At 70.2% G+C, this 21,477-nt stretch carries 19 protein-coding genes; 10 read left to right on the top strand and 9 right to left on the bottom strand.

Annotated features, from left to right (window positions below):
- The first annotated feature begins 59 nt into the window (after window positions 1–59).
- Together ACFV9C_RS16695 and ACFV9C_RS16690 are read left to right on the top strand one after the other, a co-directional pair.
- A complete protein-coding gene (locus tag ACFV9C_RS16695) occupies window positions 60–512 on the top strand; it encodes a MarR family winged helix-turn-helix transcriptional regulator (protein WP_380194490.1) in 453 nt (150 codons plus the stop codon).
- A gap of 4 nt (window positions 513–516) precedes the next feature.
- Window positions 517–996 carry a universal stress protein gene (locus ACFV9C_RS16690; protein ID WP_380194488.1) on the top strand — a complete coding sequence of 160 codons (480 nt, stop codon included), beginning with the start codon at window positions 517–519 and terminating at the stop codon, window positions 994–996.
- Window positions 997–1,132: 136 nt separating this feature from the next.
- Here the strand turns inward: ACFV9C_RS16690 and ACFV9C_RS16685 are convergent, their stop codons facing one another.
- On the bottom strand, window positions 1,133–1,711 hold the full coding sequence (locus ACFV9C_RS16685) for a winged helix-turn-helix transcriptional regulator (RefSeq protein WP_380194486.1): 579 nt from the start codon (window positions 1,709–1,711) through the stop codon (window positions 1,133–1,135).
- 63 nt (window positions 1,712–1,774) lie between these two features.
- Here ACFV9C_RS16685 and ACFV9C_RS16680 point away from each other — a divergent pair, with 63 nt between their 5' ends.
- Window positions 1,775–2,983, top strand: coding sequence for a pyridoxal phosphate-dependent aminotransferase (locus ACFV9C_RS16680; RefSeq protein ID WP_380194485.1), 1,209 nt, complete (start codon window positions 1,775–1,777; stop codon window positions 2,981–2,983).
- A 9-nt stretch (window positions 2,984–2,992) separates the two neighbouring features.
- Complete coding sequence (locus tag ACFV9C_RS16675; RefSeq protein WP_380194484.1) at window positions 2,993–4,018, top strand: ATP-grasp domain-containing protein; 1,026 nt, start codon at window positions 2,993–2,995, stop codon at window positions 4,016–4,018.
- Between the two features lie 61 nt (window positions 4,019–4,079).
- On the opposite strand, the gene ACFV9C_RS16670 is transcribed toward ACFV9C_RS16675, so the two are convergent.
- A complete protein-coding gene (locus ACFV9C_RS16670) occupies window positions 4,080–4,892 on the bottom strand; it encodes a hypothetical protein (RefSeq protein ID WP_380194483.1) in 813 nt (270 codons plus the stop codon).
- 262 nt (window positions 4,893–5,154) lie between these two features.
- Between ACFV9C_RS16670 and ACFV9C_RS16665 the strand changes: the two genes are divergently transcribed.
- The 3 genes from ACFV9C_RS16665 (at window position 5,155) to ACFV9C_RS16655 (ending at window position 9,995) form a co-directional block, all read left to right on the top strand.
- Entirely contained in the window at window positions 5,155–7,608 is a 2,454-nt protein-coding gene (locus ACFV9C_RS16665) for a sigma-70 family RNA polymerase sigma factor (RefSeq protein ID WP_380194481.1), read from the top strand.
- A gap of 252 nt (window positions 7,609–7,860) precedes the next feature.
- Window positions 7,861–9,144 (top strand): aspartate--tRNA(Asn) ligase, encoded by a 1,284-nt coding sequence (gene aspS, locus ACFV9C_RS16660; RefSeq protein WP_380194480.1) that lies wholly within the window; start codon window positions 7,861–7,863, stop codon window positions 9,142–9,144.
- Complete coding sequence (locus tag ACFV9C_RS16655) at window positions 9,144–9,995, top strand: phosphotransferase family protein (protein ID WP_380194593.1); 852 nt, start codon at window positions 9,144–9,146, stop codon at window positions 9,993–9,995. The genes aspS and ACFV9C_RS16655 overlap by 1 nt, the downstream gene beginning before the upstream one ends.
- Window positions 9,996–10,074: 79 nt before the next feature.
- Here ACFV9C_RS16655 and ACFV9C_RS16650 read toward each other — a convergent pair whose 3' ends face one another.
- From ACFV9C_RS16650 to ACFV9C_RS16635, 4 genes are all read right to left on the bottom strand, one after another.
- Window positions 10,075–11,475 carry a hypothetical protein gene (locus ACFV9C_RS16650; RefSeq protein WP_380194478.1) on the bottom strand — a complete coding sequence of 467 codons (1,401 nt, stop codon included), beginning with the start codon at window positions 11,473–11,475 and terminating at the stop codon, window positions 10,075–10,077.
- Window positions 11,475–12,563: a hypothetical protein gene (locus ACFV9C_RS16645; protein WP_380194476.1), complete on the bottom strand. Its 1,089-nt coding sequence runs from the start codon at window positions 12,561–12,563 to the stop codon at window positions 11,475–11,477. The genes ACFV9C_RS16650 and ACFV9C_RS16645 overlap by 1 nt, the downstream gene beginning before the upstream one ends.
- Window positions 12,564–12,565: 2 nt before the next feature.
- Complete coding sequence (locus tag ACFV9C_RS16640) at window positions 12,566–13,675, bottom strand: hypothetical protein (RefSeq protein WP_380194474.1); 1,110 nt, start codon at window positions 13,673–13,675, stop codon at window positions 12,566–12,568.
- A gap of 102 nt (window positions 13,676–13,777) precedes the next feature.
- A complete protein-coding gene (locus ACFV9C_RS16635) occupies window positions 13,778–14,215 on the bottom strand; it encodes a hypothetical protein (protein ID WP_380194472.1) in 438 nt (145 codons plus the stop codon).
- A 123-nt stretch (window positions 14,216–14,338) separates the two neighbouring features.
- On the opposite strand from ACFV9C_RS16635, the gene ACFV9C_RS16630 reads away from it, so the two are divergent.
- The 3 genes from ACFV9C_RS16630 (at window position 14,339) to ACFV9C_RS16620 (ending at window position 18,931) form a co-directional block, all read left to right on the top strand.
- Window positions 14,339–15,562 carry an ArgE/DapE family deacylase gene (locus tag ACFV9C_RS16630; RefSeq protein WP_380194471.1) on the top strand — a complete coding sequence of 408 codons (1,224 nt, stop codon included), beginning with the start codon at window positions 14,339–14,341 and terminating at the stop codon, window positions 15,560–15,562.
- Between the two features lie 12 nt (window positions 15,563–15,574).
- Window positions 15,575–18,109, top strand: a complete 2,535-nt coding sequence (locus tag ACFV9C_RS16625; RefSeq protein ID WP_380194469.1) for an ATP-binding protein — start codon at window positions 15,575–15,577, stop codon at window positions 18,107–18,109.
- Window positions 18,110–18,223: 114 nt separating this feature from the next.
- Window positions 18,224–18,931, top strand: a complete 708-nt coding sequence (locus ACFV9C_RS16620; protein WP_380194467.1) for an alpha/beta hydrolase — start codon at window positions 18,224–18,226, stop codon at window positions 18,929–18,931.
- 44 nt (window positions 18,932–18,975) lie between these two features.
- On the opposite strand, the gene ACFV9C_RS16615 is transcribed toward ACFV9C_RS16620, so the two are convergent.
- The 3 genes from ACFV9C_RS16615 to ACFV9C_RS16605 all read right to left on the bottom strand — a co-directional run bounded on the left by ACFV9C_RS16615 (window position 18,976) and on the right by ACFV9C_RS16605 (window position 21,438).
- Window positions 18,976–20,199 (bottom strand): serine hydrolase domain-containing protein, encoded by a 1,224-nt coding sequence (locus ACFV9C_RS16615; RefSeq protein WP_380194465.1) that lies wholly within the window; start codon window positions 20,197–20,199, stop codon window positions 18,976–18,978.
- An 18-nt stretch (window positions 20,200–20,217) separates the two neighbouring features.
- Entirely contained in the window at window positions 20,218–20,880 is a 663-nt protein-coding gene (locus ACFV9C_RS16610) for a DUF4097 family beta strand repeat-containing protein (protein ID WP_380194463.1), read from the bottom strand.
- Window positions 20,881–20,994: 114 nt separating this feature from the next.
- On the bottom strand, window positions 20,995–21,438 hold the full coding sequence (locus ACFV9C_RS16605; protein WP_380194461.1) for a hypothetical protein: 444 nt from the start codon (window positions 21,436–21,438) through the stop codon (window positions 20,995–20,997).
- Window positions 21,439–21,477 lie beyond the last annotated feature (39 nt).

The following is a 21,477-nucleotide window of genomic DNA, read 5'->3' as shown; positions in this document are numbered from 1 at the left end:
AGCCTAGACCGGGCCAGATCACATAGTCCGATCTATATAACTGTGCCTATACTTATCGTATGAGTACTCGGACCGCCACGATCGGCGAGGCGCTGTTCGGGCTGGCCACGGTCGCGATCCGGCGCCGGCCGCGGACGCTGAGCCTGACCGCGGCGTCGGTGCTGTCAACACTGGAGCGCACCGGCCCGCGGCGGCTGACCGACCTGGCCGTCAGCGAAGAGGTGACCCAGCCGTCGATGACCGCGCTGGTGACCCAGCTCGCCGACCAGGGCCTGGCCGAGCGCCGCCGGGACGCCGCCGACGCGCGGGTCGTGCTCGTCGCGATCACCGCCGCCGGCAGTCGCCGACTCCGCGACATGCGGGCCGAGGGCGCGGTCACGATCGCCGACCTGATCGACAAGCTCGACGACCAGGACGCCGCCGCCCTGCACGACGCCACCCCCGCACTCCTCCGCCTGATCCAGCTGGCCGGCGAGGACCAGGACAGCCGTACCCCGTTGCCGAAGAGGTGACCACATGAACTACGACGCCGAAGCCCGGCGCACTCCCCTCCCGCAAAACCGTCATCTAGGAGAACCGGCGATCGTCGTCGGCCTGGACGGTTCCGGCACCAGCTGGGACGCCTTCGCCTGGGCGGCCGGCGAGGCGCTGCGCACCAACGGCCGCCTGGTCGCGGTCTACGTGATGCCGTACGCCGATCCCACCGCCGCCCTCGGCGTTCCGTACGACTACGGCGCCGCACAGGAGAACCGCCGGCAACTGGCCGCCGAGATCGAGGCGGAGGCGGAACGCCGCGCGCAGGAAGTCGGCGTACAGCTGAGCTTCGTGAGTGAGTTCGGCGACGCGCTCGGAACCCTGTCCGACGTCGCCCGGGAGGTTGACGCGCGGCTGGTCGTGGTCGGCCGGTCGGCGAAGCGCTGGCACCGGCTGACCGGCTCCCTCGGTCACCGGCTCACCTGCCGCAAGGACGCCCCGGTCGTCGTAGTCGTGCCGTAACCGTCGCGGACGCTGACCGACGGCCTGCACGCGCACGGCGTACCGCAGGCCGTTGCCGCGGGCATCGGAAACCAGCCGCCGGTCGGCAGCCTGTTCGCGTCCACCTGGAGCCGCAGGCGGAAGCGGTGCCGGCGGTTCAGGAGTCCTGAACGGTCACCTGGCCGTCGTCGATCGCGGCGGCCAGCGTTGTCCGGCCGGCCAGCAGTTCGTCGGCGGCCTTCGCCGGGATCGTCACCACGGCATCCGGCACAGCCTCCGGTACGACGGTCATCGACGCCAGGTCGATCCGGCAACTGCTCCCCTCGACCCGCAGCTCGACCACCCCGCCCAGGTCCCGCACCAGCGCGGCCAGCGGAAGCAGGTACCAGTGGTGCCGGACCGCGTCCGTCTCCTGGTGCGCCGCCAGCAGCGGACTCCCCCACGCGGCCAGCGCCGTCACCACCGGCACCAGTTCGCGCCCGCGATCGGTCAGGTCGTAGACCCGGACGGGTGCGGCCGGCGCGAAGTTCCGCCGCTCGACGACCCCGTCGGCCTCCAGCTCCTTCAGGCGGGCCGCGAGTACGTCGGTACTGATCCCGGGCAGGTCGGCGTGCAGATCCGTGTACCGCCGCGGGCCGAAGGCCAACTCCCGGACGATCAGCAGCGTCCAACGTTCGCCGATCACGTCGAGACCACGGGCGACGGCGTCGTACTGCGCATAGCTCCGGCGAGGCATGCCGTCCACCATAGCTTGGACCTCCCAAGCACGTACTTGGAATAACCAAGTACGATGCGGTCCATGGAGTTCAGGCAGTCCACCAAGCTGACCGGCGTGTGCTACGAGATCCGCGGCCCGGTGGTCGAGCAGGCCAACGCACTCGAGGCCGCCGGCCACAGCATCCTCCGGCTGAACATCGGCAACCCGGCACCGTTCGGGTTCGCCGCTCCGGACGCGGTCCTCGCGGACCTGATCGCCCGGCTCCCGCAGGCCCACGGCTACACCGACGCCCGCGGCATCAGCTCGGCCCGGCAGGCGGTGGCGGCGTACTACGCCGACCGCGGCTTCCAGGGCATCGACGAGCGCTCGGTGTATCTCGGCAACGGGGTGTCCGAGCTGGCCGGGATGGCGATCCAGGCGCTGGTCGACACCGGCGACGAGGTACTGATCCCGAGCCCCGACTACCCGCTCTGGACCGCGGTCACCCGCTTCGCCGGCGGCGTCCCGGTGCACTACCGCTGCGACGAGGACTCCGGCTGGCAGCCCGACCTCGCCGACCTCGAGGCGAAGATCACCCCGCGGACGAAGGCGATTGTGGTGATCAACCCGAACAACCCGACCGGCGCGGTCTACTCCCCCGACGTCCTGCGGCAGATCGCCGAGCTGGCCCGCAAGCACGAACTGATGGTCTTCAGCGACGAGATCTACGAGCGGATCGTGTACGACGGCGCGACGCACCACCACTTCGCCGCGCTGGCTCCCGACCTGGTCTGCCTGACGTTCGGCGGGCTGTCGAAGAGCCACCGGATCGCGGGCTTCCGGGCCGGCTGGCTGATCGTCTCCGGTCCCCGCGCGGCCGCGGCCAGCTACCTCGAAGGCCTCACCATGCTGGCCGGAATGCGGCTCTGCCCGAACGCGCTCGCCCAGCACGTGATCGAGGCCGCTTTGAGCGACAACACGATCGACGAACTGGTCCGCCCCGGCGGCCGGCTCGAGGTGCAGCGGACGACCGCCTGGCAGACGCTGAACGAACTTCCCGGCGTGTCCTGCGTCAAACCGCTGGGCGGGTTGTACGCGTTCCCGCGGATCGATCCGGAGGTGCACCGGATCAAGGACGACGAGCGGTTCGTGCTCGACCTGCTGCTCCGGGAGAAGATCCACATCGTCCAGGGCACCGGCTTCAACTGGCCGGACCCCGATCACGTCCGGATCGTGACGCTGCCCGAAGCTGGTGACCTGGAGGTGGCGATCCGCCGGATCGGCCGGTTCCTCGACAGCTACGAGCAGTAAGGAGACGTCATGCGAGTCGTGGTCCTCTGCGGCGGGGAGAGCTCCGAGCGGGACGTGTCCCGGTCGTCCGGCTGGGCGGTCGCGAAGGCGCTGACCGAGCGCGGCCACCAGGCGATGCTGATCGACCCGGCGGCGCCGGAGCCGGTGCTGGCGGAGCGCGTGTCCGTCGACGATGCCGCCGTACCCGTACCGTCCGTGCCACCGTCGGCGGCGGAGCGGGCCGCCCTCAGGGAGCGGATGTACGCCGCTTTGACCGGTGGGCGTGTCCTGGAGGAGCTTCGGCGGGCCGATCGGGTGTTCGTCGCGCTGCACGGTGGCTGGGGTGAGGATGGTCACGTCCAGGCGCTGCTCGAGCTGGCCGGAGTTCCGTTCACCGGAGCGGGCCACGACGTCTGTGCGGTTGCCTGGCACAAGGGCCGGAGCCAGGCGGTACTCGAGGCGGCCGGGATTCCGGTGCCGCCGCGCGTGCTCTACAACGCGGCGGAGCAGCCCGAGCCGCCGGTCGCGGTCAAGGATCTGCTCGCCCGCGGACCGGTGGTGGTGAAGCCGGTCGCCGACGGGTCGAGTGTCGCCGTACGCAAGGTCGATGCGCTGGAGGAGTTGCGCGCCGACGGCGAGGTGCTGGTCGAGCCGTTCCTGAGCGGTCGCGAGTTCACCGTCGCGGTGATCGGTGCGACGACCCTGCCCGTGGTCGAGATCGAACTGACCACGCCGGTGTTCGACTACGAGGCGAAGTACCAGCCTGGCGCGGTCCGCGAGGTCTGCCCCGCCGACATCCCCACGCACTTCGCGGAGCAGTTGCAGGAGCTCGCGCTCCGCGCACACCGGGCACTCGGGTTCGGTACGACGTACTCCCGGGCCGACTTCCGCTGCGACGCGTCCGGTACGCCGTACTGCCTGGAGGTCAACGCACTCCCCGGTCTCACACCGGGCAGCCTCGTCCCGGTCGCCGCGAAGGGCGCCGGGATCGGGTACGCCGAGCTCGTCGAACGGTTGCTGACGGCAAGCGGCGGCGGATCGCCCACCCCGTGTTAGGCGATCCGCCGCCGGTCAAAGTGCGCCCGGCCGCCCCCCTGTTGGCGGCCGGACGCAGGTCTCAGGTTCTGGCCAGCTCGTCGAGGAGCCTCCCGGCCATCGCGTCGCTACCGGGCAGGCCCTCGATCCAGATCCGGGCCAGCTGCGGTACGTCGGCGTCCAGCCGCCACTGGGTGATCAGGGCTCGTACCGTCGCGACCTGCTCCGGCAGGTTCGGCTCGCGGCCGACGAGCGCCGCCGCGCGGCGTGAGCCGACGCGGCCCAGTACGTCACCGCCGCAGAAGACGATCCGCAGGCATTCCGCGACGTCGACGAGCCGGAGCTCGCGGTCGAACGGCGATGTGCCTTCCGCAGTGAGCGGTTCGACAACCACCAGTGCGTGGGTTTGCGGTACGGAAGTTCCACGGAATTCCGCCTCTCGGTAGAGCTCTCCGAGCCGGGACCGCAGGTGCGCCAGGCTGGACAGCCCGGTCAGCGGGTCCTCGCAGGACAGCGAGTGCAGGTAGACAAGAGATGCCTCGGCCCAGCTGGAACTGAGTGCGCGTACCGCGGCGAAAGCGGGCTCGCCCCCCGCGATCGAGCGGTACAGCGCACTCAGCCCATCAAGTGCCTCCACCAGCGAGACTCCGTCGGCCGCGAGGCGGCGTCCGGTCTCGTCCGACGCAGGCACGACATCGGCACCGTCACGGAGCGCCTCCGCGATCGCGAGATAGGCGCTGTGGTCGGTACCAGCTGTGCCGAGCGGTTCCCTCCGCCCGCTCGGTGGTGCGGTGGACGACGCCTCCGGCGCGATCCGGGCGGGCGACCCCGCCAGGTTCAGGGACTTGGCCGGACGCAGGTCGAACCGTCGACGGATGTCCGCGAACAGCGACATGGTCCTCCTCAACTAGCCCCGTCAGTCTCCCGACCGGTCGGCCGGAAGCGTCGTACGCCGAAGAGACAGCGGCCGGATGAGTTCATGACGCGGATTTCCAGAAATTTTTTTGGCGTAACTTCTGCACTGGCGGTGTCGTAAGGAAAGAGGCACAGTTTCCGCGTCATGGATGATGCACAGAGCCGTCCTACGTGGGAGCCTTGTCTCCGGCGGTACGTGACGATCCGTCACGTCGTCGTACACAGAGTTAGCGGGGAGATGGATGGAGACGCCAGAGGGTCCGAGTGACGCCGAGTTCATCGCGCGCGTCCGCAACGGCGACCTGGAGGCGTACGGCGAGCTGTACGCGCGGCACCACCACGCGGCCGAGCGGATGGCTCGCCAGCTGGTGCCGGCCAACGACGCCGACGACCTGGCCAGTGACGCGTTCGCGAAGGTGCTGGACGCGCTGCGCGCGGGCGGCGGCCCGGACGTCTCCTTCCGCGCCTATCTGCTGACGACCGTACGGCGGGTGCACGTCGACCGGATCCGCTCCGGTAAGAAGGTGCAGTCCACCGACGACATCGCGTCGTACGAGCGGGAGCCGGAGACGTTCGACGACCCGACCGTGACCGGGTTCGAGAGCGGCGCGGCGGCGAAGGCGTTCGCGAGTCTGCCGGAGCGCTGGCAGGCGGTGCTCTGGCACACCGAGGTCGAGGGCGAGAAGCCGGCCGCGATCGCGCCGCTGCTCGGCCTGACCGCGAACGGCGTGTCCGCGCTGGCGTACCGCGCCCGCGAGGGCCTGCGGCAGGCGTACCTGCAGCAGCACCTGGCCGACGTCGCCGGGGACCGTTGCCGCTGGACGACCGAGCGCCTCGGGGCGTACGTCCGCGGCGGCCTGACCAAGCGCGAGAACAAGAACGTCCGCGAGCACCTGGACGAGTGCGCGAAGTGCACCGCGGTGTACCTCGAGCTCGTCGAGGTCAACAGCGCGCTGCCGGCGCTGCTCGCCCCGGCCCTGCTGGGCACCGCGGGCCTCGGCTACCTGGCCGCCGCCTCCGGCGCGAAGATCGGGCTGGTCGGCTTCGTCGTCACCGGCTGGAAGAAGGTCACCGAGAACAGCACCCGGACCGCCGTCGCCGGCGGTGCGGTCGTGGTGGTCGCGGTCGCCGCGGCGCTCGCGGCGATGGCGCTGACCGGCAACCACACGCCACCGGCCGCGATCGACCAGCCCTCGCAGCCGTCCCAGCCGACGGTCCCGCCGGCGAACCCGACGAACAATCCGACGCAGCCGCCGGTCAAACCACCGGTCAAACCGACCGCGAAGCCGCCGGCCACACAGCCCACGCAGCCGCCGGCGTCCAACCCGACAACCGCTCCGACCTCGGCGCCCACCACTGCGCCGAGCACACCGACGCCCACCCCGACACCGACGCAGACCACCACGGCCCCGACCCCACCACCAACCAAGCCGACACCCCCGAAGCCGACGCCCACCACGCCGATCCACTACCCCGGCATGGTGACCATCAGCATCCCGCGCAGCGGCGGCGCGCCGACGACGCGGCAGGGCGGAGGTATGCCGGCGGCGCGGCAGGGTGCGGGCGTGCCTGCCGCCGGACAGGGCGGAGGGGCGCCCGCGGCGCAGCAGGGCGGTGCGCCCGCGGCGGGACAGGGCGGAGGGGCGCCTGCGTTGCAGCCGGCCGATGGCACGCCGCGGGCCGGCGCCGCGAAGGCGGCGGGGTCTGGGGTGCGGTTTGTGATTACGATCAAGCCGCCGGCGAAGAACCCGAATCCAGTGGTGATTCAGCTCACGTACGGCGCGGAGCTCGAGTGGCCGCTGGGCACGAACCCGCCGGGCTGGACGTGTGTGAAGTCGACCGGCAGCTGTACGGCGGCCAACTCCGCGAACCCGCAGCCGATGTCGGTGACGTTCGACGCCCCGACCGGCGGCTCGGCCGCGGACCGCACGTTCACGGTCAGCGCCAAGACCGGCCGGCTGTACGACTCCGACGCGGCGACCGTGGAGCCGAAGGCGAGCACCGACGAGAACCTGCTGAAGATCCTCGACGGCAAGGCCGACCCGGACGTGCACCACCGGATCCTCACCGTCGCCCCGCGCGCCAACCGGACCAAGGTGACGCTGAAGATCACCTACGGCAAGGCACTGGAGTGGCCGATCGCGGCGAACCCGGCCGGCTGGACGTGCTCGCAGGCGACCTCGACGTGTACGGCGTCCAACCCGGACAAGCCGGCTCCGCTGGCAGCGGACTTCGACGTACCGGACAAGTCGTCGGCGGCCGAGCGGACGTTCACGGTGGCCGCGCAGGCGGACCTGGTCAGCGACACCGACTCCGAGGTGCTGCCCGCCATCCGGCAGGACGAGTCGCTGCTGCAGATCATCACGCCGACGCCCGGCCAGGACCCGAATCCCTTTGTCTACAACAGGTTCCTGAAGGTCAACGGTGCGCAGGGGCAGCGGGTCGAGCTCGACATCTCGTGGGGACGCAACCTGGTGTTCCTGCCGTCGTTCGACCTCGGCTGGACCTGTGACCGGACCAGCGACATCCGGCGCGCGACCTGCTGGACGGACAACTACAAGAAGCCGCTGAACTCGGAGTGGAACGCGTTCTTCCCGGGCAACGGCTCGGACAACGCGATCACCGTGCACGCGCGGGTCGGCGGCCGGGAGGACACCGACAGCGTGCAGATCCCGCCGACGCAGTCGCGCCGGTGAAATTCGGGTTGCCGCGGTCCCTTATGCTGGTTGCTGTTCGCGCTGACGGAACCGAGTAGCGCCGTACCGCACGTCCGAGAGAGTCGCCGGTAGCTGGGAAGGCGATGCGTGCGGCGGTGGCGAAGACACTCCCGAGCGACTGCTATGCAAGAGGCCGGGCCTGTCAGGTCCGGTGAAGGTGTGGTGGCACCGCGAGATTCCCCTTCGCCCACACCTCCGGGGTTCGAGAAATGACCTGGAGGTGAAACAGCAATGCGCATTCTCAGCCATGAGATCCCCTCAGCAGTGGGCCAGACCGTCACGGTGGCCGGCTGGGTGCACCGAAGACGACGGCTCGCCGCCGTCAGCTTCCTGATCCTGCGCGACCGGTCCGGCCTGGCCCAGATCGTCGTGAAGGGTGCTCCCGAACAGCTGGACTCGTTGACCGAGGAAACTGTTGTCGAGGTGACCGGTACGGTCGCCGCGAACGCGCAGGCTCCCGGTGGCGCGGAGATCGTCGACCCGGTGATCACGCCGTTGACCGAGCCCGCAGAGACGCCGCCGATCGAGCTGTGGCGTCCGACCGTCGGCGCGGGGCTGCCGGTCGTCCTGGACAACGCACCGGTCGCGCTGCGGCATCCCGTCGTACGGGCCGGGTGGGAGATCGCCGCGGCCGCTCTGCACGGGTTCCGGGAGGCCTTGAACGGTCAGGGCTTCACGGAGATCCAGACGCCGAAGATCGTCGGTACGGCGACCGAGTCCGGCGCGAACGTCTTCGCGCTCGACTACTTCGGCGGGCCGGCGTACCTGGCGCAGTCGCCGCAGTTCTACAAGCAGCAGCTGGTCGGGGTGTTCGAGCGGGTCTTCGAGGTCGGCCCGGTGTTCCGGGCCGAACCGCACGACACGGTCCGGCACCTCGCGGAGTACGTGTCGCTGGACGCGGAGTTCGGGTTCGTCGCCGACCACCGCGACGTGCTCGCCGTACTGCGGTCCACGATCGCCGGGATGCTGTCGGCGGTGCAAACGCGGGCGGGCGGCGCGCTGGAGCGGCTCGGCGTGACGGTGCCGGAGATCCCGGTCGACGTACCGGTCCTGCACTTCAGCGAGGCGCTGAAGATCGCCGGCGCGGACCCGGAGGAGCCGGACCTGGCGCCCGCGGACGAGCGTGCGGTCGGCGAGTGGGCGTTGCGCGAGCACGGCAGCGAGTTCGTCGCGGTCGAGGGCTACCCGATGGTGAAGCGGCCGTTCTACACGCATCCGCAGCCGTCGGACCCGCGCTGGTCGAACTCGTTCGACCTGCTGTTCCGCGGCGTCGAGCTGGTCACCGGCGGGCAGCGGCTGCACCGGTACTCGGAGTACGTCGCGGCTCTCGCGGCGCGCGGCGAGTCGGCCGAGTCACCGGCGTACAGCTCGTACCTGCAGGCGTTCCGGCACGGGATGCCGCCGCACGGCGGGTTCGCGATCGGGCTGGAGCGGTTCGTGGCCCGGCTGACCAAGGCGGAGAACGTCCGCGAGGTCACGCTGTTCCCCCGCGACCTGCATCGCCTGACCCCGTGATGGAGACCACCGAGTCGGTTGTCGCCGAACTGAACGTTGCCCTGGGCACCGATTATCGGGTCGTGCGGCAACTGACCGGTGGTCTGCAGTCGACCGCGTACGTGCTGACCGGCGACGTCGTCCTGAAGTGGACCGACGACCCGGCGTGGGCACCGCGCGTCCGGCGGGCGGCCGAGCTCGTCCGCCGGGCCCGTGCGGCCGGATACCCGACTCCCGCCTGGCTGGCCGTCGGCACGACCGCGGCCGGATCGCCTTATCAGCTGCAGGAACTGGTCCCCGGCCGCGCGCCGGTGCTCGACGAGGCACTGGCGCGGGAGGTGATCGGGATCTGTGAGCTGCAACGGGACCTGATCCCCGAGGATCATGAGGTGACCTGGTCGGGCTGGTCGCACGGTGTCGTCTTCGACGGCTGGGACGGCGTGTGGGAACGCGTGCTCGGGTACGACGACGAGGCGTCCGAGCTGGTACGCCGGTACGCCGAGCTGTGCGCGCCGTACCGCGAGGACGTACTGCCCCGGAACGACTTCGTCCACGGCGACCTGAACATGGGCAACCTGCTGACGTCGGACGGCCGGATCACCGGCATCGTCGACATCGAGGCCGCGGGCAGCGGATCCCGGGCGTACGACCTGGTGTCACTGGCCACCTCCGCGACCCGCGACGGCGCCACCTCCGGCGTCGACGAACTGTTCCTGGAGGCCGGACTGCGGGCGAGCGGCCGGGCCGCGGTCGCGGTCTGCGCGGGCTCGGCGTTCGCGTCCGTGGCAGAGTTCGTCCACGATCGCGGGACGTACTCACAGGACCTGGTCAACCGAGGCGGCCGCAGGCTACTCGAGCTGCTCGGCGCCTGACAGGATCCGCCGGACGACGCACCGGACCGCCGTACTTCGGAAAGAAGTCCGCACCATGCGACGAGAAAGTTCCGCAAAGCTAGCTGGTGACGGTGACCGGGGTGGCGGTGGTGGATTGGCTCAGGTTGGTCACGTTGTCGGTGCTGGTGGCAACGATCCGGTACGCGCCAGGCGTGGGTGTGGACGTCCAGGTCACCTGGTACCCGGTGGCGGCATCGGTCGACGACCCGATCAACGTCCACGTCGAACTGCTGCAAGTCCCGGAGTAGCCGGTGCAGTAGTAGTAAGCAACCGCTTTCACCCCAGAACCGCTGCCATCAGACGTCGTGTCGGTCAGCGCGGCCCCGCCGGCGACCGCGACAGTGACGTTGAAGGACGCCGAGGCCGCGGTCGAGGTCAGCCCGCTCGCCGACGCGGTGAGCGTGAGACCGAGAGCGGCTGTGTTGATCACGACACCGCTGAAGGTGGCTCGCCCCGAACTGTTGGTCGTCGCACTGGCGCCGGAGTCGATCTGCCCGGCCGACGGCGTCAGCGTGACGACGACACCGGCGGCGGACACCGCGTTGCCGTTCTGATCCTGTACTTGCACCGTGATCGCCGGCGCCAGCGCCGTACCGGCGAACCCGCCGCTCGGCCCCTGGACGAACGCCAGCTTGCTCCCCGTCGCCGCGCTGATGACGACGGCGCCGCTGGTCGCCGGCGTGAGCCCGCTCCGCGCAGCGGTCAGCGTGTATGTTCCCGCCAGATTGAGCGCGACCCCGGTGAACGTCGCGACTCCAGCAGACGCCGCCACGTTGGTGTACGTCGCGGGCGCCGAACTGAACGTGCCCCCGGAAGGCCCGCTCGCAACGGTGAGCGTGACCGGATCGGTCGCCGTGGAGACGGTGTTGCCGCCGGCATCCTGGACCGACACCTTGAACGTCGCGAGCGGAGATCCGGCCGTGCCCGTTGTGGGTGGTGCCGTGGTGAAGGCCAGCTTCGCGGCGGCGCCGACCCCGATGACGACGGGGCCTGCCGGCGACGCCGACCCGTCCTGAACTGTCGCGACGCTGAAGGAACTGGCCGGGTACGACGCGGCCTGCGCCGCGTTCGTCACTCCGGCGAGGTTGAGGGTTGCACCGGTGCCCTTGAGGTGAGTGCAGGTGCTGCCGGCGAGTGTGATCGTGATGGTGGCCCCGGCAGTGGACGCGGTCGCGGTGCAACCGGCCAAGCCGCTTCCCGGCGAGACGGCTACACCATTGACACCGAAGGCAGAGTTGAAGGTGACGGTGATCGTGTCGCCGGCGCCAAGCGCTCCTGCCTGCCCTGAACTGGTCGTGAATCCTACGGTCCAGGTTGCCGTCGCACCGCCGGTCTGAGGTGACCCGGAGAACGTCACGCCGCTGAGCCCGCCGGCTGCGAAGGCAGCGGGACCCTTGATGACGCCCACAGCGATCAGAACGGCGGTGAAGGCGATCAGCCAGGCTCGTTTCAGCGTCATCACTGGTGTCCGTTCACGGTCGGGCGGGAGACGGTTGGTGGTGTGGTGTCGACGGTCAGTTGGGTGGCGGCGCTCGGGGTGCTGAGGTTGCCTGCGGCATCCGTTGCGACGGCGACGATTCGGTACGGGCCGTCGGTGGCGAAGGGTGCGGCCGAGTTGACCGGGAAGCTGGTGGTCGCCGCGGTCGACGAGCCGAGCTGGGTCCAGGTGGCGCTGGTGCAGTTGCCGGTGGCTCCCGCGCAGTAGAAGTAGGCGACCGACTTGACGGCGGAGTTCGCGTCGGTGGCGGCGTCGGTCACGGTGACGACCTCGTTCCCGACGAAGGTGCCGAAGGTGACCGCGGCACTGGCATTCGGCGCGGGCGCTACCGGCGCGGTCACGTCGTACAGGACCGTGTTGTCGATGCTGGTCGAGGCGGTGTTGCCGGCACCTGCCGCGTCGTGGGCGACGTCAGCGGCGAGCGACACGGTGACCGTGCCGGTGGTGGTCAGTCCGCTGACGGCGATGTTGTACGTCGTCCCGCTGCCGGTGACCGTTGCCGTCGCGCCGACCGGGGACACGGTCACGTCCGAGCTGGTGAAGTCGCTCACCGCCTCGCTGAACACAGCGGTGAAGTTGATCGTCGCGGCCGAGGTCGGATCGGCCTGGCCGGCGGCCTGGTTGACCGTGACCGACGGCCGCGTGTTGTTGACCGTGACGTTCGCACTCGGCGCGCTCGTAGCCGTCCAAGTAGCCAGTACGGCGGTCACCGTGTAGTGGTAGGTGCCGTCGGCCACACCCGGGTCGGCGCACGACGTACCGGTCGTCGGCTGTGCCGGAGACGTGCCGCACGCGGCGGCCGTCGTACTATCGCTGTTCCGCACTCGGGTCACGTAGTACCCGGTCGCCTGCGCGGATGCAGCCCAGTTGAGCTGGACCGTGCCGAGACCTGCGGTAGCCACCGCGCTGACGTTGGCCGGCGAGTCGAGCGTGCCTGTTGTGGCACTACCGGTGCCGGCGCCGGCCGCGGTCCAGAAGGCCCAGGCGACTCCACCGCCGGACAGGACGAGCAGGACGATGCCGAGCATGAGCAAGACGCGTCGAGTCATGGTCAGCTCCCCTGTCCGGAGCCTGAGTAGGCGAGGGCGATCGTGGCGCCCTTGCAGCCGTCCTGGTTGGTCGCGGTGTCGAGCATGGCGACCTGCGGGGCGGAGCCGGTGGGCAATGTCGCAGTGGCGTTGGCCGGGATGCTCAGCGGGTACGTGCCGGAGTACTGCGTGATCTTGTAGTCAGCGGAGCCACACGGCTGGTTGTGGCTGATCGCGTACGGCGTGCGCGTGATCGAGGTGATCGCGACGGTCAGGTTCGTTACGGAGACCGGCTTCTTGTTCGGGTTGGTCAGTGTCAGGTCGAGTGGGCGCGAGATGCCCGGGGCCAGCTGGCCACTCAGGTTGCCGCTGATCGTGAACGGTTTGCCACTGGTGAGCAGGACCAGCTGGACGGAGGCGTACGCGTACTGCGTGAGTCCGGCCGGGGTGGTACCGGACGCGACGAGGTTGAGCGTGTACGTGCCGTCGTCGGCCGAGGCGGGCGTGGTGAGCTGCAGCGTCGACGAGGTGCCGGTGGCCGGATTCGGTGTGAAGACCGCGGTCGCGCCGGCGGGCAGGCCACCGATCAGGCCGAAGGTGATCGGGCCTGGGAAGTTCGTGCGGATCAGCTGCAGGGTGTACACCGCGACAGATCCGGGTGCGAGGGTGACCGACGCGGGAGTCGCGGACAAGGCGAGCGAACTCGAGAGCGGCGCGTTGACGGTCAGGCCGGCCGGTACGGACCCGCTGACCTTGCCGCTGGTGCCCTGGACCGTGACGGTGAACGAGCCGGTCGGTGTCGTGGTTGCGGTGTTCACGGTCAGCGTTGTCTGCGCCGTACTGCCGGAGGTGAGGGTCACCGATGGCGGACTGAACGTGGACGAGGCTCCGCTCGGCAGGCCGGTGGTGGTGAGTGACACCGTGCCGGTGAAGCCGCCGGTCGAGGTGACGCTGATCGTGTACGTCGCCGACTGGCCGCGGGTCACGGACTGGCTGGCCGGTGTGAGGCCCAGCGTCAGGCCTGGTTTCGGCGGCTGGGTGGCGTACGCCAGGCCGGCCACGGCGAGCAGCAGGCACAGCCCGGCGATCACGAACCTGATCACCCGGCGCGGCGCCGTACGCGTGCCTCGCATCTGTTGCTCACTCCCCCCGAGAACTGCTGCGGCCCCGGCCCGGACGAGGCGCTGGGTCGATGAAGCACCCCGCCCGGGAACCCGGGAAACCGCGACGGCGAACTAGTTGCTGGACAGCGTCAGCGTGATCGTCGCGCCCTTGCAGGAGTCCTGGTTGGTCGCGGTGTCGGCGAAGCTCAGCGTGCCCTTGGTCGCCAGCTGGACGCCGGACGCGCCGGCCGCGATGGTCTGGTTCTCGGCCACCGGCGCGATGGTGAACCAGGTCGCGTCACAGGTTCCGGAGGCGGTGACGACCGAGGTCACCGTGCCGACCTGCAGGCTGGACGAACCGGCGTTGTCCGCCGTGAACGTCACGGGCGTGCTGCCGCCCGGCGTCAGACCGGCCGCGAAGCTCGCGTGCAGCGTGACGGTGCCGTTCGCCCCGGCGGTCGCCGCCGAGCCGGTGCCGGAGCCGGTGGTGCTCCAGTACGCGAAGGCGCTGCCGGCGCCGATGACGAGGGTTGCGGCTGCGGCGATGATGATCTTCTTCTTGCGGTGCATGGCGGTTTCCCTTTCCCCCCGACCCCCAGTGGGCCGTCTCCCGGAAGGCTGTCAGCAACGTGACGCCCCGTCTGTCGGGCGATCGGTCAGTTCTTGTCGGCCGATCGGTGGTATTCAGGTGCTGTGAATTCCGAGACTGAGCAGGCCGTTCTGGCGGCGGTCGACGACCACCGGATCGTCGGCGAACTGCGGGAGCTGGTGCGGATCCCGAGCGTTGACGGGACCGCCGCCGAGGTCGACGTACAGGCGTGGTGTGCCGAGCGCTTGCGGGCGCTCGGGATGACCGTGGACCACTGGCCGCTCGAGCTGCCGGTGGACGATCCGGCGTTCCCCGGCATGGAGGTCGAGCGGGCCGAGGCGTGGGGGTGCGTCGGCGTTCTCGGTGGTACGGCGACGCCTGGGCTGATCCTCAACGGGCATGTGGACGTCGTGCCGGGTACGGCGTTCGAGGCGCGGGTCGAGGACGGCGTGATGTGGGGTCGCGGCACGTGTGACATGAAGGGTGGTGTCGCGGCGATCCTCGGCGCGGTCGCCGCGATCGTTGCCGCGGGCATCGAACTGCGGAGACCGCTGGCCGTGCACACGGTGATCGGCGAGGAGGACGGCGGCGCCGGTACGTTCGCGACCTTGCGGCGCGGGCATCGCGGCGCCGCCTGCCTGATCGCGGAACCGACCGCGGGCACGGTGATCCCGGCGAACGCGGGCTCGCTGACGTTCCGGCTGGAGGTGCCGGGGCTCGCGACGCACGGCTCGACGCGCAGCCGCGGGGTGAACGCGATCGAGAAGTTCACCGTGATCCAGGCCGCCCTGCGGGACCTCGAACGCGACCGCAACCGGGATCCACATCCGCTCCTCGCCCACCTCGACCTGGCGAATCCGCTGTCGGTCGGCACGATCGCCGCCGGCGACTGGGCGAGCACGGTCCCGGACCGGCTGGTGGCGGAGGGCCGGTACGGCGTACGCCTGGGTGAAGCTCTTGCGGATGCGCGGGCCGCGTTCGAGACAGCTGTGGCGGACGCGTCCGCGAAGGATGACTGGTTGCGGGAGCACCCGGTGCGGGTGAGTTGGCCGGGTGGTGAGTTCGCGTCGGGGATGCTGCCGGACGGGGACCCGTTGCTTGCTGACACGGTGCAGGCCGTTGCTGACGTTCTTGGGGGGACGCCGGCGGTGCAGGGAGCGCCGTACGGATCGGACCTGCGGCAGTACGCAGCGGTGGGCATTCCGACGTTGCAGTACGGCCCGGGTGACGTCCGGTACGCGCATGCGGCGGACGAGCACGTCGTACTGGCCGACGTACTGCAAGCTGCCCGGGTGTATGCCCTGCTGGCTGTCCGGCGCTGCGGTTGATACAAATCCACCATGGTGCCGCTGCGGGGACGCTCCGAGGAGCTGGGCAAGCTCCTGGACGCCCTGCGCGCGGCAGGCAATGGCCGGGTCTCGCTAGCAGTGGTCAGCGGTGAACCGGGCATCGGCAAGTCAGCGTTGCTGGCGGCTGCTGTGGAGCAGGCTGAGCGGCAGGGGTTCCTGGTGGCGAGTGCGGTTGCCCCACAGACCGACAACATCAGCCCGCTCGCCTCGCTCGCTCCTGCGCTCCGCAGCGGCGCGGAGCCGCTGATCGACACGGACCAGTTCCTGGAGCTGGCTGGTCTCAACACGCAGCCCTTGTGGCTGGCTGAACGGTTGGCGGACCTCATAGGGCGCCGGCTGGCCGGAGTACGCGCGTTGATCGTGCTGGACGACGCACAGTGGTCGGACCCGCTCACGGCGTTCGTACTGCGGGTCGTGATCGACAGGCTCCCGGCGGCGCAGGTGCTGTGGCTGCTGGCTACCCGCTCGTCTCCTGGTGGTACGACGGACCAGTTGGTGCAGGCGGTCAACGTACCGGTGCACAGCCTCCCGCTGGCGCCGTTGACCACGGAGGCGATCCAGGACCTCGCCGCGGACCGGTTGAACCACGCCGTCGACCCGTCGCTCGCCGTACAGCTGGCTGGTGTGCAGGGCATCCCGTTCCTGGCCGAGCAGCTCATCGCCGGGTTGTACCTGAGCGACAACGACCTGTCCGCGGGGCTGGTCGAGGGTGTACGTCGGCGTACGGCTGAGCTGTCCGAGACCAGCCGGGAGCTCGTACGGACGGCGGCTGTCTTCGGGAGCGAGTTCCGGCTGGAGGACGTCGCCGTACTGATGGCTGCGCCCGTAGCGCGGCTGGCGGCGCCGTTGGACGAGGCGATCCAGGCAGGGCTGCTGGCTGACGGCGGTTCGGTACTGCGCTTCCGGCACGAGCTACTGCGCTCCGCGGCGTTGGCCGACGTACCGCCGTCTGCTCAGCGGGCGCTGCACGGGGCGATAGCGGACCAGTTGATGGCTGCCGGGCGTGGTGCGGCGGCTGCTGCGCCGCATGTGCTGGCGGTGGCGCAGCCGGGTGACGTGGCGGCTGTTGCGACGCTTCGGCAGGCGGCGCGGGACCTCTTGGCGACGATGTCGACCACGGCGGCTGAGGTGATCCAGCAGGCGTTCGAACTGACGCCTGTTGGCGATCCGCTGCGGGCTGAGGTCGGGGTGGAGGTGGTGAGTGTTCTCCTGGCCGCTTGGCAGTACGACCGGGCCAAGGCGTTTGCGGACGAATTGCTACCCGGTGCGACGGCGGACCTGCAGGCGACGCTGCGGCTGCAGCTGGCGCCCTTCCGCCGCCTCGACGTGCGCGACCTGACGGTTCCTGGAGCTGCAGCTCAGCTCGCCGAACGTCTGGCCGGCCACCGCGCACTCACGGGTGCGGAAGCTCCGGGTGAAGCAACCGACCCGATTGCCCAGGGACTACAGCGTGTGGCTGAGGCTGAGCGGGCGCGTGCGGCGGGTCGGTTCGGAGAAGCGCGGGAGCTGTACGCGGCGGCGCGGACGGCGCCGGTGGGGCTGGGGAGTTTGCCGGCTTCGCAGGTTGAGGTGGGTGAGTTGTACTGCCGTGCGGAGACGGACGACCTGCCTGCTGCGTTGGAGCGGGTGTGGGAGCTGTTGACCGCAGGTGACTCCTGGGCCGCTCCACAGCTCGCCGTGCTGCGTGCGCGACTCGAGTACGCGTCTGGCAACCTGCAGGAGGCTGAAGACGCCGCACAGTCCGGTCTGCGCTGGATGGACCAGCTGCACGACCACACCCTCGCTCCTGCTGCGGACCAGGTCCTGGCGCTGATCGCTCTGCTTCGCGGGCACCTCAGCCAGGCACGGAAGCTGGCCGGTAACGACCCGACCATCAACGCCTTGCTGGCTGTCGCCGACGGCGACCTACACGCGGTAGAGCGCCTGACTGCCACCCCATACGACTTCCCGGAGCGCATAGGCATCCTGTTGCAGGCCAACGCACGACCAGAGCTGGAGCAGCTGCCGCCGTCAGCAGCCAGCCGTGGCGCGCTGGCGGTAGTAGCCGCTGGCAACGACGTCGAGCACCTGGCCGCGGCGGTAGAGGTCGTCCGTACGACGCACCGGCCACTGCTGGTCGCACAGGCCGAGGAGAGGTACGGACGGGCCGCTCTGGAAGCGGGTGACCGTAAGACCGGCGTACCAGCGCTGGAGCGAGCCCTCGACAGCCTGGCCGCTCTGGGCGCGACGGCTCCGGCCGGGCGGATCCAGGCGGTGCTGCAGGCAGCCGGAGTACGTCGACGCCGCTGGGCCGCCGTACCGCCGCGGGCTCAGCAGGGGTGGGAGTCGCTGACTCCGATGGAGCGACGGGTGGCGCTGCTGGTCGCGGACGGTCATACGAACCGCTCGGCGGCGGAGGAGCTGGTGGTGTCGGTCAGCACGGTCGGGACGCATCTGCGGGCCGTGTTCGGCAAGCTCGGGGTGAACTCACGGGTGCAGCTGACCCGGCTGGTGCTGGAACGGTTCGCCCCTCCCCCGAACGCATGAGATTCGGGTGCACCGCGGGCGCGGGCGCCCGGAGCAGGTTCATGTGATCACCCGATCCGCCGGAGCGGGCTTCCGCGGTTTCCTTCTACCAAGCAACCACGAAGGGAACGCGAGATGACTGACAAGACCCCCACCGTCGTCCTGGTGCACGGTGCGTTTGCGGAGAACGGCAGCTGGGCCGGTGTGATCGCCGAGCTGACCAGCCGGGGCATCCCGGCGATCGCGGTCGCCAACGAGCTGCGCGGGCCGGCGCTCGACGGCAGCCGGGTGGCCTCCCAGGTCCGGGAGATCGACGGCCCGGTCGTGCTGGTGGGGCACTCCTACGGCGGTGCCGTGATCACCGCCGCCGCGGCCCAGGCCGACAACGTGTCCGCACTGGTGTACGTCGCGGCGTTCGTACCGGAGGAGGGCGAAAGCCTGCAGGATCTGCTCGGCAGCTTCCCCGCGAACGACTTCGCCTCCGGCCTGGTCCCGCACCAGCTGCCGACCGGCGACGGCGGCGAGGAGACCTGGCTGAGCATCGACCTGGCCAAGTTCCAGGCGCTGTTCGCGGCCGACGTCGAGGACGCCGAGCTGCTCGGCCGGACCCAGCGCCCGATCGCCGCCGCGGCCTTCGACGAGAAGTCCGGTACGGCGACCTGGAAGCGCCTCCCGGTCTACGACCTGATCGCCACCCACGACGAGGCGATCCACCCGGACGGGCAGCGGACGATGGCCGCCCGCGCGAACGCGACCACCGTCGAGGTCGACGGCTCGCACGCCGTCGCGGTCTCCCAGCCGAAGGCCGTCGCCGACTTCATCGCGCAGGCCCTCACCCGCTGACACGAGACGGTCCGGCTCAGTGTCACCTGAGCCGGACCGTGCTGTCAGTCGAGCGCCTGGTAGATCGTGGTCCAGAAGTCCTGCATCAGCTGCATCGGCGTCGCGGTGGACGCGCCGACCTGGGTCAGCAGGATGCCGACGACCTGGTTGGCCGGGTCGGCGTACGTCGACGTACCCGAGCCGCCGTCCCAGCCGAACTGGCCGACCGGGGCGTAGTCGCCGCGGTACGTGCGCACCGCCATCCCGAAACCCCAGCCGCCGTGCTGGCCCTGGCCGAACGAGATGTGCACGTTGTCCCGCGCCATCGCCTCCCGCCAGGCCAGCTGCTCCGCCGTGAGCCGGTTGGTGGTCATCAGCTCCACCGCCGGCCGGGACAGGATCCGCTCGCCCTGGTGGGTGCCCTGGTTCAGCAGCATCCGGAAGTACGAGTAATAGTCGTCGACGGTCGAGTTCAGGCCGCCGCCTCCGCCCTGGAACGCCGGCGGCGTACTGTGCCGGCCGCCCTCGACCTCATCCCACACGTGGAACTCCCCGGTCGCCGGGTCCGGCACGTACAGCGGCGGCAGCCGGTGCAGGTCGTCCTGGGGTACGAAGAACCCGGTGTCCTTCATCCCGAGCGGCCCGAAGACCCGCTCCCGCAGGAAGTCGCCGTACGACTGGCCGGAGACCCGGGAGACCAGTACGCCGAGCAGGTCGCTGCTGATCTGGTACTGCCACAGCTCACCGGGCTGGTGCATCAGCGGCAGCGTCCCGAGCCGGCGCATCCACTCGTCCTGCTCTGGCATCGGCTCGGGCAGGTTCGGCGTGAGGCCCTTGGCGAAGACCTCGTTCATGATCGGCGTACCGAGCGAGGTCATGTCCATGCCGAGCCCGAACGTCGAGGTGAGCACGTCCCGGACGGTGATCGGCCGCTTGGCCGGCACCGTGTCGTCCAGCTCGGAGTTGATCGTCCGGAGCACCTTGCGGTCGGCGAGCTCCGGCAGCCAGGTCTCGACCAGGTCGTCGAGCCGGATCCGGCAGTCGTCCAGCAGCACCATCGCGGCCGCGACCGTGACCGGCTTGGACGTGGACGCCATCCGGAAGATGGTGTCCCGCCGCATCGGCGGCCCGCCGTCGTGGCGCGTGGTCCCGAGCGTCTCGACGTACGGCTCGGCGTCGCCGCGGCCGACCAGGGCGACGACCCCGGGAATCTTCCCGGAGTCGACGTACGCGGACAGGACCTCGTGCAGTCGCTTCTCGCCGGCCGCGGAGATTGCGTTCGTTGACATTCTTGGTGTTCCTTCCGGTCAGAGGCTGTGGGCGACGATGTCGCCGACGGTGGTGGTCGCCCGGATGGTGAGCTGGGCGGCCTCGGAGTTCTTCAGCGAGTTGTTGATCCGGCCGGTGGTGGTGCCGGCGTCCAGCGTGGCCGAGACACCGGGAGCGGCGCCGACCTCGATCTCGCCGACGTCGGTGCGCAGCTCGAGCGCACCCTGCGCGGCCTCGGCGATCCGGATGTCGCCCTTGCTGGTGCGGACCTCGGCCGGCCCGTTCAGGTGGCCGATCGCGACGTCCCCGGCGACGGTGGTGACCCGGGCGCTCGCCACGTCGGCGAGGTCGATCGAGCCGTGCGAGCTCTCGACGACGACGGCACCGAGCGATCCGGTGGTGCGCAGTTCGGCGCTGGCCGCCTTGACCTCGACCGCGGACCCGGCGGGCAGTTCGACCTGCACCGCGACGGAGCCAGACGGGCCGAAGTACTGGTTCTTGGTGACGACCGTGATCCGCAGTACACCGTCCGCGTACTCGACCTGCGTCGCCTCGGCCGCCTTCACGTCCCGGCCCTTCGACGGGTCGACGGGCCGCACCTGGACGGCGGTGTCGGTCCGCTCGGAGGCGGTGAAGCTGATCCGGCCGGCGGGGATGTTCAGGACTGCGGAGATGGCCTCGGGGGTGGTGAAGGTAGACATGGTGTTGCCTCTCTGACGGTTGCGAACTTTTGTTGTTGTGACCACTCTGGAAGACCGTCCTGACACCGGACCGCCGTCGCACTGACACGGCGCCGGTCGCGGTGCAGTGACGTGTCAGCAGCCGAGCCGGTCGGCGATGACACCCAGTACGGCGTCCAGGTCCCGGCGCATCCGGACCCGCAGACCGAGGTCGGCGATCCCGTCCGCGAAACCCGGATGGCGCGGGACGACCCGGTGCACCTGGTGCGTGACCAAGGCGCCGGCACGGCAGGCAGTGACGGTGTAGATCCCGGCGTACCAGCTCTGCACCGCCAGGGTGGAGTTGCTGGGGTCGACGCGGATCTCGACCGGTTCGACCGGTCCGGCCAGCTCGGCTCGGTAGACGTTGGGTCCGCCGACGACGGTCATGGCACCTCGACGGGCTGCGGAGGCGCCGGCCAAGACCAGCAGGTTGTCGTGACCGACACGGCCTTCGGAAACAGCCAGCAACAGCCCAGCCACGGCGGCTGGTGGCATGGCGACTGTTCCGTCTACTGCCCAGAGTGCGGGTTCGTCCATGCCCGGAAGCTTCGACGCTGTGTCAGGCCGGGACAATCA

The organism is Kribbella sp. NPDC059898, from assembly GCF_042730855.1.
Lineage (GTDB): Bacteria > Actinomycetota > Actinomycetes > Propionibacteriales > Kribbellaceae > Kribbella.
Note: the sequence above shows the minus strand (reverse complement) of the source record. Positions and strands in the feature narration are given on the sequence as shown.

Coding starts and splice junctions, on each gene's coding strand:
- ACFV9C_RS16695 (WP_380194490.1), top strand. CDS start 60: ATGAGTACTCGGACCGCCACGATCGGCGAGGCGCTGTTCGGGCTGGCC.
- ACFV9C_RS16690 (WP_380194488.1), top strand. CDS start 517: ATGAACTACGACGCCGAAGCCCGGCGCACTCCCCTCCCGCAAAACCGT.
- ACFV9C_RS16685 (WP_380194486.1), bottom strand. CDS start 1,711: ATGCCTCGCCGGAGCTATGCGCAGTACGACGCCGTCGCCCGTGGTCTC.
- ACFV9C_RS16680 (WP_380194485.1), top strand. CDS start 1,775: ATGGAGTTCAGGCAGTCCACCAAGCTGACCGGCGTGTGCTACGAGATC.
- ACFV9C_RS16675 (WP_380194484.1), top strand. CDS start 2,993: ATGCGAGTCGTGGTCCTCTGCGGCGGGGAGAGCTCCGAGCGGGACGTG.
- ACFV9C_RS16670 (WP_380194483.1), bottom strand. CDS start 4,892: ATGTCGCTGTTCGCGGACATCCGTCGACGGTTCGACCTGCGTCCGGCC.
- ACFV9C_RS16665 (WP_380194481.1), top strand. CDS start 5,155: ATGGAGACGCCAGAGGGTCCGAGTGACGCCGAGTTCATCGCGCGCGTC.
- aspS (WP_380194480.1), top strand. CDS start 7,861: ATGCGCATTCTCAGCCATGAGATCCCCTCAGCAGTGGGCCAGACCGTC.
- ACFV9C_RS16655 (WP_380194593.1), top strand. CDS start 9,144: ATGGAGACCACCGAGTCGGTTGTCGCCGAACTGAACGTTGCCCTGGGC.
- ACFV9C_RS16650 (WP_380194478.1), bottom strand. CDS start 11,475: ATGACGCTGAAACGAGCCTGGCTGATCGCCTTCACCGCCGTTCTGATC.
- ACFV9C_RS16645 (WP_380194476.1), bottom strand. CDS start 12,563: ATGACTCGACGCGTCTTGCTCATGCTCGGCATCGTCCTGCTCGTCCTG.
- ACFV9C_RS16640 (WP_380194474.1), bottom strand. CDS start 13,675: ATGCGAGGCACGCGTACGGCGCCGCGCCGGGTGATCAGGTTCGTGATC.
- ACFV9C_RS16635 (WP_380194472.1), bottom strand. CDS start 14,215: ATGCACCGCAAGAAGAAGATCATCATCGCCGCAGCCGCAACCCTCGTC.
- ACFV9C_RS16625 (WP_380194469.1), top strand. CDS start 15,575: ATGGTGCCGCTGCGGGGACGCTCCGAGGAGCTGGGCAAGCTCCTGGAC.
- ACFV9C_RS16620 (WP_380194467.1), top strand. CDS start 18,224: ATGACTGACAAGACCCCCACCGTCGTCCTGGTGCACGGTGCGTTTGCG.
- ACFV9C_RS16615 (WP_380194465.1), bottom strand. CDS start 20,199: ATGTCAACGAACGCAATCTCCGCGGCCGGCGAGAAGCGACTGCACGAG.
- ACFV9C_RS16610 (WP_380194463.1), bottom strand. CDS start 20,880: ATGTCTACCTTCACCACCCCCGAGGCCATCTCCGCAGTCCTGAACATC.
- ACFV9C_RS16605 (WP_380194461.1), bottom strand. CDS start 21,438: ATGGACGAACCCGCACTCTGGGCAGTAGACGGAACAGTCGCCATGCCA.